Genomic DNA, 10981 nt, shown 5'->3' on the forward strand with positions numbered 1-10981 from the left:
AGTGGCTCGTCACAGAGCCTTGGCCGGGTAATGGCACTGCTGCTCGCCGTTCAGCAGACTGTCTCCAAGAGGTGGTCTTGGAGGTGGTCGTGGGATGTCGACCGAGTGTGTTCGTCCGGCCGGTGAGCATGGAGGAAGGCCGGAAGCTGCAGCGGATCAGCCGGAGCGCGAAGGAGCCGGTAAAACTCCGCCGGGCAATCGTGGCGCTGATGTCCGCCCAGGGCCAGACGGTCAAGGACATCACCACGCTGATGCAGGTCGGCGAGGGCTACGTCCGCGATGTCATCCACGCCTTCACCGATCAGGGGCTGGACGTACTGGACCCAAAATGGAGCGGGGGACGCCCCAGGACGATCAGTGACCAGGTGCGCGAGCGCATCTGCCTGATCGCCCGGACGTCCCCCTACGACTGGAAGAGCACCGCCTTCTCCACCTGGAGCCTGAGCAAGCTCGCCGACCACCTCATCAAGTACAAGGTGATCACGGCCATCAGCCGGGAGACCCTGCGCCGGATCCTGCGCGAGGGCAAGGTCTCCTGGAAGACCACCACCACGTGGAAGGCGTCCACCGACCCGGAGTTCATCGCCAAGATGCACCGCGTCCTGGCGCTGTACGACACCCCGCCCGCTGACGGACGGGTGATATGCGTCGACGAGTTCGGGCCGCTGAACCTGATGCCCCGCAAGGGCAAGGCATGGGGGCCGGTGAGGCGTCCGCGCAGGCTGCGAGCCACCTACAACCGCTACGGCGGCGTACGGCACATGCTCGCCGCCCTCGATCTGGCCACCGGCAAGCTGTACTACCGCGTCCGCCCCCGCAAGCGGTGGCAGGAGTTCCTCGGTCTGCTCACACGCAAGGTCCGCGACTGGGCAGCCGACAACGACGTAGAGCTGGTCTTCCTGCCGACCTACGGCTCCTGGCTGAACTGGATCGAGGCCGAGTTCGCGGCCATCGCCGCCTACGTCCGCTGGCACAATGCCCACGCGGAACCGAAGACGAACTTCGCGCCCGAGTCACCGATCCGATCATGGACCGAATACCCGGCCAGGGCCGCCCGAGCGCCTTCACGCCCCGGGTTCCTCCACGATCATCAACGTGCCGCGACTGCCAGGGCGGACAGCGTGTCGCGCGCCTGCCGGCACCCGGTACATCTCGCCTGCCTCTATTGCGACTTCGGCGCCCTCCACCAGCAGTTCCAGCCGTCCGTCGAGCACCAGCAGTACCTCATCAACCCCGTGAGCCTCTTCCTGGACCGGTCTGCTGTCCATACGCAGGACTTTCACGCAGGCCGTCCCCACCTGCCCCAAGGAGCAGGAGCTCCAGGCAGCCGGCAGCGCGGCCGCTGTCTCCACGACGTTGATCGAACTCATCACATGCCTCCCAGCGGGCTGCTGCCACCATGGCCGAAGCAGCCCGCCCGTCACATTCAGCGGATGTCGGGAAGCTATCTGAGCAGGGACGATCGTTGGTCGACCGTTTAGCAAAACCTCCCGCCGACCACACCTCGACTACCTGGCCAAGGTCACGAGACAAGCCACTAGATGATCAATTCCGTGGGATCGGCTACGCACACCAGGGAAGAGAGCCCAACATCGGTATGTGAAGACAGAGTTGGACTCCCTCGCCACCGCACTCTATGTGAAGACCGACGACCTGCTGAAGGCATCACCGCATCTGGCGCCCTGGCGTCCGGTGGTCGGGATCGCTCCGCGACTGACCGATGCCGAGTTGGTCACGCTCGCCATGGTGCAGGCGATGTTGGGCTTCACCTCCGAGGCCAAGTGGCTTCGCCATGCCCGCTCCCACCTGCGGCATCTCTTCCCCTACCTGCCGAAGCAGCCCGGCTACAACAAGCGCCTGCGCAAGGCCGCCGAGTTGCTGCGGCGGGTGACGCGGCTCCTGGCCACCGACACCTCCGTACGGAGCGACGACGTGTGGATCGTGGATTCCACGCCGGTGGAGTGCGGACGCTCCCGCGAGACCGTCAAACGCTCCGACCTGGCCGGATGGGCCGAGTACGGGTACTGCGCCAGCCACAGCCGCTTCTTCTGGGGCCTGCGCCTGCACCTGGTGTGCACCCTGCAGGGCCTGCCGATCGCCTTCGCCCTGACCGGAGCCAAGGCCGACGAACGCGAGACCCTGCTCGACCTGCTCACCGCCGAATCGCACCTCGTCGCAGCCCGGCCCGGACAAACGCTGATCGGCGACAAGAACTACTTCGGCCGCGACTTCGAGCACCAGATCGCCGAGCAGGACATCCGGCTGCTGCGGCCAGCCCGCAAGGGCGAGCCCGAACGGCCCGGGGCCTCACTGTTCAAGCCATTGCGGCAGGTCATCGAGTCGGTCAACAAGACCTTCAAGGGCCAGCTCAACCTCGAACAGCACCGAGGCCGCACACTGGCCGGCGTGATCACCCGCGTCATGCAGCGCATCCTCACGCTGACCGCCGCGATCTGGCACAACGACCACACCGGCCAACCCGTCCTTCGATCACTGACCACCTACGACCACTAACCACAGCCACCTTGGAATTGATCATCTAGATCAACAGGCGGCCAATGGCTGGTCCATGGGCACGATTTCGCGGCCCAGAGAGAGCCGGGAGAGCGGCGCTGACCTCAAGATCCGGACCAGTCACGGGCCAGCACACGCCCGGCGGAAACCACGGCCCCTGCTTCAGCGGGTCAGCGCCAGTACGGACGCAGCACCAGCAACAGACCAAGAATCTGCGGATCGTTGTGTGTAGCTCGCGCTGCCCATGGGCAGCGCGAGCTACTGCGGTACCGCGCACATACCCGCCACAGCAGTCGTGGAGCATGCTCGCGCAGGGCGAGCATGAGTTGCTCGGCGGCGCCGAGGAAACCAAACTTGGCGTTCTGTCAAATTTGTCAGCAAATGCAGTAATCAAGGATATTTAGGGTGATTAAATCGGCCGGTCGACAGGGCAAAGCCCCTATTGGCGCAAATTCGACTTGGCGAATTAACGCCGTCGATTCTTGATCGCGGGGCGCCACGGTTGGTAGCTTCGTCTCTGCAGGGGGAAGTTTTTTGCTGTGCGACATCAAATGGTGGCACCAGTCCCATCGGCCATCCGCCGCAATGGTCTGCAAATTGAACAACCTCCATCACGCCACCTTCGGGTCCGCGGCAGCCTTTGGTTGACCGGCTAAAGGCATCACTTTAGCGTGCGAGTTCGTGCGGACTGTTGGTCGACACAGCAGCGAACGGGGTTGAGCCTTGAAAATACGGCGAGATCGATTCAAGCACATATTTTTCCCGCTGCCCGGGTGGATTTTCGCTTTCCTCAACGCAATCCACCCGACATGGTGGCCCCCGGTGCTCGGATGGGCATTGATGGGACTCTCAATGATCTTGTGGCTGGTGCTCGAAATAAGATACTCGGAACGCGAGCGACAGCAGCAAGATCAGCAACAGAAGTAGTTCGATACCGCCGCGCCGTGCGCGCATCAGCTCCATGCCCGAGGGATGCGTCACGCTCCCCCAGAGCTAGCACTCGACATCAACCTTGTGCTTGTTCACGACGCCTCAGGATGCGGAGCAGCATCACTCAACGGTACTCAATTCCAATCAACAGGGGGTTGCATTGAACTCGCCCCAAAATGGCGTTGACCCAAGGCAAAGGTTTACAGACGGCCTGAAATATCTGAAGGGCTTTACGGCGTCACCCTCCGAGTCGTCCACGAAAGACCAAGCTCTCGCCACTGTGCGGGACAAGATCACTCAGAACTCAATTCCACTGCACCTGCCCAGTGGAGCCAACTTGTCGTCCGACAACGTCAGGGTCCTGACCGGCTCCGCTGGTGAAATCGTGATCGCGCATATCCAAGGCAGCGGCCTTGCCGAGCAGAGCGCCGTGGTGACGCAGATCGGCCACGACTCTTCGGTTCACACTGTCGAAACCCACTTCATCCCGATCGATGAGCAGTCCGGGCGCATCAAACAGTGGGTGGACGGGCAGTTTAATCTCGATAAGGCTGTCTCCAAAGAAGGGGCGGTTATCGGTCGCAGCGACGCGATTGTCGACAGCCAGGTCGTCCAGCCTGCGGACTGGTGGGACGATATCCAGAAATGCATCGATGACGCAGGCGTCCCGAACTGGGTATTCAACGCAATCTGGATTGCCTGCGGCGTTGCATCCGCCCTCACCGCTGGTGGTGGATGCCTTGCATGCGCACTCGGCGTGGCTGGCATCTACCGCGACAAAGTCGCTAACTGCATCGGCGCCTAAAGGTTGTCCCGTAGGTGATCTTGAGGCGATGCGGACGCGGGTGACTGGGGCGCGGTCGGCTCCGTTATCCGGTGAGGGCAAGGTTGTACAGGCGGGCAATGCCGAGCATGGCGTGGTGGACGCCGTCACCTTTCAGGCGGCAGGCGCGGAGGATCTTCCAGCCCTTCATGCGGGCGAAGGTGTGCTCGATGCGCGCCCGAACTCGCCCGTGGGAGCGGTTGTGTTCCTCCTTCCAAGCCGGGAGTTCCTTGCCCTTGGTGCGGCGGTGCGGGATGACGAGTCCGGTGCCCTGGTAGCCGCCGTCGGCAATGGTCATGGTGTGACCGATGGCGTTCTTGGCGCCGGACTCCTCCCAACCACGGGAGTCATGACGGTTGCCGGGCACGGGCCGGCCGACTACCACGACCACACGGGTGTCGGCGTCGATGACGACCTGGTGGGCGGTGGAGTATCGATAGTTCTTGGACTGCTCGGCAATGCTACGGTCGCGGGTTGGTACCAGGGTGCCGTCCACGATCAGCACCGCGTCCTTCGCGAAGCGCTTGCGCGGCTCGAGCGCGAGCTTCGGGCCAAGATGGTCAATGACGCGACTGGCCGCGGACTTCGACACACCGAACAGTGGCGCCAGTTGCCGCAACGTCAGGTTGGTCCGCCAGTACGCGGCGACCAGCAGCACACGGTCCACCAGCGGCAGCCTCCACGGCCGTCCGCGGCGCGGAGCGTCGGCACCCTCCCTGCACAGCTGGGTCACCAGCTTGCTCAAGGCGCGCGGGCTCAGCCCAGTGAACGGGGCTATCCAGACTCCTCAGGCACCGGTAGACCACAAGCCATCTCGGGGCCCACGCGCCCTTGATGGGCGCACTCCCCACTCGACCGCCCGGCCTGCAAGGGCCAGACGGCCTGTCATGCCCGTCACCGGCCGCCCCTCAGAAACACCCCAACCCACCGCCGGACGATCACTACCAATCCGACGGCCCCCCTTGTCCTGGAAGATCGACGAGGCACCGTTAGGCCAGCGCGGGCGCCATTCCCCGGAACCGCCCGCATCATTCATTCCCTGGGAACGCACGCCCCCGGTAGCCCTTCCCGCCCGTGTGGCGACGGCCCCTCCCGAAGGCAGCGCCGGCACCGGTCACGAGACCATCGAGCCTCGGCGCTGCCACCGGCGTCCCACCACGCTAAAGCCCGGATCCTCATCAGATACCGGATCACGGCGATTGGCTACCGCCTGCGCGGCTACCGGCAGATTACGGTCGTCGCATGGAGATCATCGTCGTGTACGAGCTCGACCAACCGGCGAGCACGACCGACACCAGACCCGGCGAGGCCGGGGCCCGGGTCCGACGAGTGCACGCAGCGCCCGGCGCTCCAGGAGCGCCTTCCTCCCCCGGCCCACGGACCTTCTGCGGCAAGGACACCTTCGCCATGGAGACATCCTCCTGGCGGCCCTCGGAACACCCGGGTTCACCGTGGTACCCGCAGGCGTACGCCGACCGGGTCTGCGGTAACTGCGACAGCGCGATGGAAGACGAAGCCTGAGCCAAGCCCACCGGATAGCGCTGACAGGGCAGCCCCGCACGAGTTCGAATCTCGTATCCTCCGCCGGCAGAAGGCCCAGACCGTTCAACAGTCCGGGCTTTCGTCACTCTCCCTCCTGCCGGAGGGCCGAGCACCACCGGGAGGGTTGGACTACAAGGAGAGCTGGTTTACTCGTGGGCTGTGTGCGTCGGTAGGTAGCCGAGCTCGTCGTTGACGCGCCGTGCGGGTTGTTGTCGGCGGTGTCGGTCAGCAGGCCGCCGAGGTGGGGATGGCGTTCGCGGGCATGGAGGATCGAGATGGCCTTCATCCAGCGGGTGAGGCCGCGGCCGCGGTGCTGGGGCAGCACTACGGCACCGTGGTGCTGGGCTTCGCCTGTCCCACTACCGGGGACGACCAGTTCGGTGAAGCCGGCGATGGCGCCGTCGGACCGGTCGATGACCGCCTCGGAGTGGAGGATTTCGCCGCGTGCGGAAATGGTAGTCGCCGCCGCCCGTACCCGATCGAGGTCCCAGACCACCGTGCCGTAGTCGACGGCGCCCATAGCCCGGCGCGACGCCACGAAGGTGTCGGCGAGTTCGTGGGGCACCTTCCGCTCCCACGCCGTCAGCCAGTAGCCGGCGTGGGACGTCCCGGCGAGGGCGGTGAGGGCGGAGAGGTCCGCCTAGGTCGGCGGCAGCCGGGCGTAGAGGTGAGCCAGTGCGGCGCGAAAGCCTCTGCCGGTGAGGAAGACGGCGCCGGGGGGATCCGGCCGCGACCTGGCCGATGACGGTGCTCCGACCGTCCTGGCGGGCGACGGTGACGGCCGCGTCGAGCAGTGCCAGAGCACATCAAGACCGCGTCGAACACCACGAACCGGGGCCACCCCCGAACGCAGAAACCCCCGCCGAAGCCAGCGACACTGTTGGCGAATCCGGCCCGCTGAGCTCTACTCGGCGGGCCGGAGGGCTGCGAGGTGAGATGTGCGGGTGCGGGCTCGTGGGATGTCGGTCCACCAGGCGTTGAAGCGGTGGAAGTTCATCGCGGTGGCGGTGAGCTGGTGTTGCAGCCGGGCTTTGGCCAAGCCGTGATACCGGCATCGCCGCAGGCCGAAGGCTCGGACGCCCTGGGAGATGGTGCCTTCGACACCGGCCCGGTATGCGTACTGCTCCTTCCACTCCTGGGTGTCTTCTTGGGCTCGTGCCTGTTGGATCACTTCCTGCTCCGCCTGGGGACGGAGAGTGATCCGGCGACCCATGCTGGACTTCGCACCGGCGCGGGTGCACTGCTCACGGTCCGAGCATGGCTGGCAGACACTCATCGGGAACCGTGCCCGGACCACGGCCGCCCCCTGCTGGGAGCGGTCTGCCCGCCAGTTGCTGGTGGTCTTGCCGTTGGGGCAGGTCACCCGCCGGTTGTCCCAGTCGATGGTGAAGTCGGCCTGGGAGAAGCCTTCGTTGTCCTTGGTCTGCCAGCTGGTGGAAGCGAGGATCGGGCCCACCAAGTCGACCTTGTGGTCCTGGCGGGCGGCGACCACTTCCCGAGCTGTCGCGTAGCCCGCGTCGACCAGGTGGCGGTCGGGCAGGAGGTCACGCTCGGCGAGGTGGGCGTGGATCGGGGCGACCAGGCGCACGTCCTGGACGGTGGAGTCGGTCGTGGCGACGTGCGTGATCAGGTTCGGGCTGTCCGGTTCGCAGGGCTCGGTGAGATGGACCTTGTAGCCGTCCCAGAAGATGCCGCGCTTCACGCTCCCCCGGGCGTCGGTGTCGTAAGGCGTCACCAGCCGCTCCGCGCCCGGAGGGCGGTCCTTAAGGTCCCGGCGACGGACGTGCCCGTCGTCGACGAAGTACTGCTGGATCCACATCTGCCGCAGGGTCTGGACCTGGTCAAGCAGACTCAGGGACGCAGGGGCGTCCGGTGCGTGCAAGGCCGCCAGCAGGCCCAGCCCGTCGGCGCCGATCTGCTCGATCAGCTCGGTCTGCTTGGACTTCCCCTTGGGCAGGCGGGTGTCTTCGAACCGGATCGCGTACCGGTCGAACCAGTCTGACGGAACCCAGCCGGCCAGCCACTCCGGCTCGCGGGCGGCGACGCTGTTCAACGTGGCCCGCAGGGTCTCACCGAGCCGCACCAGTCCGTTGATCTGGCGGGCGGCGGACAGCACGATCGTGGAGTCCGTGCGCGCACGGCCGCCAGCCTTGAGCAAGCCGTGTTCTGCGGCGGCCTCAAGGACCCGGTCCAGGAGCTGGATCCCTGCGTCTCCCGCGATCAGCCGGTCCCTGAACTCGGTGAGCACTGAGTGGTCGAAGCCCGGATCGGCCAGCTCCAGCCCCAACAGGTACTTCCAGTCCAGCCGTCCGCGTACCGCGTCCGCGGCCTGCCGGTCCGAGAGACCCTCAGCGAACTGCATGACCGACACCAGCGCCAGCCGGCCCGGGGACCATGCCGGTTTCCCCCTGTTCGGGTACAGCTCGGCGAAGTCTGCGTCCGAGAACAGCTCGCCCAACTCCTCACGGATCCGCATCGCCAGGCTGCCCTTCGGGAACGCAGCCCGTGCCACCCGGGCCGTCTCCTCGGGAACCCCATCGATCTTCCTGGCGTGCAACGACACCGACACCCTCCCCAAACACAACGTCGGCCTTCAAGACCACAACGGGTCGTGAAGGCCGACGTCACGTTCAGCCCCCGGATTCGCCAACAGTGTCGAACGAGCCGGCAGGGGTCCACATCAGTCACAGCAGTCACGTACGTGTCACCAACAGGGTCGACGCAGTTGCATCACAAGGACCTGACCAGGCCAAACGCTCCCGACCTGGACCACGCGGACGCCAAAAGACGCTGGGCGTCAACTCCCTATCCTTGAACGTTCATGAGGGCCGTCAGCAACCTGATGGGCCCTCATGAACGATCGAGGCTAGTTCCGTTTCCTGCTGAGCCACGCGATCAATTCGGCGTTCTCCGCAAGGCTCTTTCGGCGGAGCGCCTTCACCTTCGGGTCGAACACGTCCCACGAGTGTTCGCGGGCATGGCCTCGGTAGGGCATGCGCGCTTCGACAGCCGGATCACCGCGGCTATCGAAACATGGCAGGGAATCGAACCGCATAGGCCCTTCAGTACCCCAACGTGCCCACATCTGCTTCGCCACCAAACCCCAGCTCGCCGCCGTCATGCTGAACCGGGCCCGCGAACTGGGCAGGTACGCTCGCTGGTTCGCCGGCGACGAGGTCTATGGCAACCTCGAACTGCGACGAACCGCCCGGATGCTCGGCTTCGACTACGCCCTGGCCGTCAACGCCGACCACACCGCCACCACCTCCGCGGGCCGCTTCACCGCCACCCGACTCGCCCGCCAGGTCCCGGCGAAGTCCTGGATGCGGATGCGCACCGGGCACGGACTGAAGGGTGACCGGCACTACGACTGGGCACTGTTCGAGGTCCGCCCCGACGACACCCCCACCGACGGCGAGGCCGGCGGGCACGCCTTCCTCGTCGTTCGCCGCCACCGCTACACCCGTGAACTGTCTTTCTACCGATGGCACTCCACCACCTCCGTCAGCCTCGCCCGCCTCGTCCATATCATCTGCACCAGGTGGAAGATCGAAGAGGACTTTCAGAGCGCGAAGGGCCTCACCGGCCTCGACCAGGGCCAGGGCACCTGCTGGAACTCGTGGATGCCTGGAGCCTGATCAGCCTCCTCGCCGCCGAGGTCCTGGCCGTCACCCGCTCCCGCACCACCGCCCCGACCGCCGGAAGGGGATCAGCGCGCTCCCATGGAGCCTTACCGCTGCCTCTCTTCCGAGCTCTTCTCTGTTGTGGTTCCGGTTTCGGTGGGGAACGGGAGCAACGTCCGTTCCGCAGCGGTTTTCAGGTGAGTGAGGACTGCTGGGTCGGCGTAGAGGGCGGTGACCTCGACCGAGGGCGGCGAGGAGTTGGGCAATGCGGTGGAGGGAGTCGCCGGAGAGGCACGAAGCGAGAAGCTCCGAGCGATCCTCGTCACGGATGGAACGTGGACGAACGATGTTGAGCGTCTATCCGATGCTCACGCGGCGTGTTAGCACCGGGGAAGTCGGGCCATCGCCCCGGAACGCATCTGGATGGTGACGGTGGGGACGCGCATCCGTGTCCTGTTCGCTAACCACCTGCGGAGCGCGGGACGGGTCGCGGGGGAACTGTCGGCGGTGGATGCCTTCGTCCGGGGCTTCCCGGTCAGGGGGTCTCGATCCAGTTGGGAGGGACGTCGCAGATCAGGTACGGGATGCGGGCTTCGCACGCGTCGCAGGAGTGGGCGGTCCAGGAGTTTGTGGCGCCATGTCCGTGCCACGTCCGCATGTGTTTGGCGTCCTCCGCCTTGGGGCCGACGTAGACCATCTCGCTCATGCGCAGGTAGTCGACGGACTTCCAGTCGAGGTGCATTCCGCCCAGTCCGAGCAGGAGCTTGACGGCGGAGCACGGCCGGCTGACGCCCTGGATGTCTGCGCCCAGGTCCACCTTCTCGCCGCGGACGGTGAGCCATCCCCTGTTGTTCGCGGGAATGGCCGGGTCCGCCAGCTTCCACTTCCCCGGGTGGTAGGTGATCCCATCAAGGTGCTTGGGCTGGATCCATGGCGCCGCAGTGCGTCCACTGGAGGCGTAGAGGTAGTACTCGCCCCCGCTGATCCTCGCTTCGAGTACGCCCATCATGAAGACGGCCTCCGGGTCGCGGACCAAGCTCTTGTCCTGCATCAGGTTGTCTTTGATCTGTCCCACGACGCTGCGCAGCTTCGCACTGTCGGTCAGTTCCGGAATGCCGTGGAGCAGCTTCCCCTTTTCCTTCTTGTTCCTGACGTAGTGACACCTCGGGCAGGTGTTCGTGGCGAAGCCGCCGTGCCGAAGATTGTCGTCTGCATCCGGCTTGCGGGGCTTGATCTTCGGCATGCTCGGCCTTCCGCTAACGGTCCATGGAGCGGGGAAAGTAGCACGTGACGGCCTTGCCGCCAGCTCCGCCTCAGTGCGTAGCGACCAGATTTGGACGCTGTTCGATGACGCCCTGTCGCGACGCCGTCACCCTGCGGAAGCTGTCACTCGGCCCTCTTCCGACCCTCCAGGGTCGAACTGACCCCAAGTCCTGATCGATCCTTGGGGAACAAGCAGGGCATACGCCCTATGCTCCGGCAGAACAGTCAAAAGCTGGATTCTATCGTGGAAACCAACGAAAGCGCCGCGCCCCCTCTCCCCACGCCT

General features: G+C 65.5%; 9 protein-coding genes and 1 pseudogene. 5 read left to right on the forward strand and 5 right to left on the reverse strand.

The annotated features are described in order from the left end of the window. Positions 1–128 precede the first annotated feature (128 nt). A pseudogene (locus JNO44_RS43005) lies at positions 129–839 on the forward strand (IS630 family transposase); the annotation flags it as partial. Between the two features lie 225 nt (positions 840–1064). On the opposite strand, the gene JNO44_RS02925 reads toward JNO44_RS43005, so the two are convergent. After that, positions 1065–1370, reverse strand: a complete 306-nt coding sequence (locus JNO44_RS02925) for a cupin domain-containing protein (RefSeq protein WP_205369348.1) — start codon at positions 1368–1370, stop codon at positions 1065–1067. A gap of 229 nt (positions 1371–1599) precedes the next feature. Here JNO44_RS02925 and JNO44_RS02930 point away from each other — a divergent pair, with 229 nt between their 5' ends. Then, complete coding sequence (locus JNO44_RS02930; RefSeq protein WP_205361053.1) at positions 1600–2514, forward strand: IS982 family transposase; 915 nt, start codon at positions 1600–1602, stop codon at positions 2512–2514. A 1267-nt stretch (positions 2515–3781) separates the two neighbouring features. After that, the gene (locus tag JNO44_RS02935; RefSeq protein WP_205361054.1) at positions 3782–4249 is read left to right on the forward strand and encodes a hypothetical protein; all 468 of its coding nucleotides are present in this window, start codon (positions 3782–3784) and stop codon (positions 4247–4249) included. A 64-nt stretch (positions 4250–4313) separates the two neighbouring features. On the opposite strand, the gene JNO44_RS02940 is transcribed toward JNO44_RS02935, so the two are convergent. Beyond that, positions 4314–5045 carry a transposase gene (locus JNO44_RS02940; protein ID WP_205369349.1) on the reverse strand — a complete coding sequence of 244 codons (732 nt, stop codon included), beginning with the start codon at positions 5043–5045 and terminating at the stop codon, positions 4314–4316. A 464-nt stretch (positions 5046–5509) separates the two neighbouring features. Here JNO44_RS02940 and JNO44_RS02945 point away from each other — a divergent pair, with 464 nt between their 5' ends. Next, entirely contained in the window at positions 5510–5788 is a 279-nt protein-coding gene (locus tag JNO44_RS02945; protein ID WP_205361056.1) for a hypothetical protein, read from the forward strand. 103 nt (positions 5789–5891) lie between these two features. Here the strand turns inward: JNO44_RS02945 and JNO44_RS43010 are convergent, their stop codons facing one another. Next, positions 5892–6374, reverse strand: a complete 483-nt coding sequence (locus JNO44_RS43010; protein ID WP_240167385.1) for a hypothetical protein — start codon at positions 6372–6374, stop codon at positions 5892–5894. A gap of 339 nt (positions 6375–6713) precedes the next feature. Next, positions 6714–8372 (reverse strand): IS1182 family transposase, encoded by a 1659-nt coding sequence (locus JNO44_RS02955; protein ID WP_205361058.1) that lies wholly within the window; start codon positions 8370–8372, stop codon positions 6714–6716. Between the two features lie 556 nt (positions 8373–8928). Here JNO44_RS02955 and JNO44_RS02960 point away from each other — a divergent pair. Then, entirely contained in the window at positions 8929–9447 is a 519-nt protein-coding gene (locus tag JNO44_RS02960; RefSeq protein WP_205361060.1) for a hypothetical protein, read from the forward strand. Positions 9448–9967: 520 nt separating this feature from the next. On the opposite strand, the gene JNO44_RS02965 is transcribed toward JNO44_RS02960, so the two are convergent. Then, on the reverse strand, positions 9968–10675 hold the full coding sequence (locus tag JNO44_RS02965) for a hypothetical protein (RefSeq protein WP_205361062.1): 708 nt from the start codon (positions 10673–10675) through the stop codon (positions 9968–9970). Between the last annotated feature and the right edge of the window lie 306 nt (positions 10676–10981).

The organism is Streptomyces noursei (genome assembly GCF_016917755.1).
Lineage (GTDB): Bacteria > Actinomycetota > Actinomycetes > Streptomycetales > Streptomycetaceae > Streptomyces > Streptomyces yunnanensis.